Origin of the sequence: Methylobacterium sp. WL18, from assembly GCF_008040015.1 — a bacterium.
Classification (GTDB): domain Bacteria; phylum Pseudomonadota; class Alphaproteobacteria; order Rhizobiales; family Beijerinckiaceae; genus Methylobacterium; species Methylobacterium mesophilicum.
On record NZ_VRVD01000931.1, the window covers coordinates 1 to 1,385 of the forward strand.

Annotated in this window: 1 protein-coding gene and 1 pseudogene; both read right to left on the bottom strand. The window is 73.8% G+C overall.

Annotated elements, in window-relative coordinates:
• Nucleotides 1-112: pseudogene (locus FV228_RS34575) on the bottom strand (HK97 family phage prohead protease); the annotation flags it as partial.
• Between the two features lie 328 nt (nt 113-440).
• Nucleotides 441-1,385 (bottom strand): phage portal protein (locus FV228_RS29820; RefSeq protein ID WP_147857742.1); only part of this gene is annotated, 945 nt, incomplete at its 5' end.

Sequence of the window (1,385 nt, forward strand, 5' to 3'; positions counted from 1 at the left end):
CCGCCGCCCCGCGCCGGGCCAGGCTGGCCGCGAACGCGCCCGGCACCACCACGTCGCGGCCGAGATCGGGCACGCCGAACACGCTGGCGTAGCCGGAGAAATGGCCATCCATCGACAGGGTCCTCGGTTGGTTTTTTTGGGATGGGCTGAGAGGCCGTGGCTTCAAGGACAGCCAGTCCAGGAAGGGCAGGCGCTCTCCCCCCCCCTCTGCGGGCTACGATGTTCACACCTCGGCTTGCGAAAGCCGCCACGCGCCCCCTCTCCCGTGCGGGAGAGGGTTGGGGTGAGGGGACAGGTCTTTCCGGAAAGCGCGCATCCCTCACCCTGTCCCTCTCCCGCACGGGAGAGGGGAACCGCGCCACATCCGGGGATGGGTGAATCCGATAGCCCGCAGAGGGGGAAGGGAGAGCGCGCGGATCTGGGCAGGCGGCGCGCGCCCTTCACCCGCCCGCCTCCGGCTCCGGCGGGTAGCCCACCGCGGCGCGCTTCTCGGAGGCCGACAGGAACCCGGCCGCCTCGACCCGGCGCCACAGGGATTCCCGCTCCCCCGACAGGGCCTCGATCCGGTCGAGGTCGGGTTCGAGGTCCAGGGCCCCGAAGGCCGGCTCCAGCCAGCCGGCCAGCGCCTGGGCGGTGCGGGCGGCGAGCGGGATCAGGGTCTGGCGGTAGAGCGCCCGGTTCGCCTCGGCGTAGTTGGCGTGGGTGCTGTCGCCGGGCAGCCCCAGCAGCAGGGGCGGCACCCCGAACGCCAGGGCGATCTCCCGGGCGGCGGCGTTCTTGGCCTCGACGAAGTCCATGTCCCGGGGCGACAGCGCCAGGGGCTTCCAGTCCAGGCCGCCCTCCAGGAGCAGCGGCCGGCCGGCATTGGCCGCCCCCTGGTAATTCGCCTCCAGCTCGGCCTTCAGCCGGTCGAACTGCGGCTCGGTGAGCGCCGCGCCGGCGAAGACCAGCGCACCCGAAGGCCGCGCCGCGTTGTCGAGCAGCCCCTTGTTCCAGGCGCTCGCGGCGTTGTGGATGTCGAGGGCGGTGGCGGCGGCCTCGATCGGGGCGAGGCCGGCATAGTCGTCGTCCGGGTGGAACAGGCTGAGCGCCAGGATCGGGGCCACCTCGGGGGCGCCGGGAGCCGGCAGGTCGAACCGCCGGCTGTTGCCGCCCACCGTGTAGACGTAGGCGACGGGCCAGCCGTCCGGCCCCGGCAGCATCCGCATCCGGCCGGGCCGCAGACTCTGCAGGGCCGCGATCCGCCCGTCGAGGCTCACCGCCTCCAGGTAGGCGGTGCCGCTGAGCGTCAGGTCCGCGTAGACGGTCTCGAGCAGGCGCGTGCCGCTCTCGCGCGGGTTCGGCCGGGCGAGCAGCGCCAGGAGATCGGCCGCATGGCCGGCGCC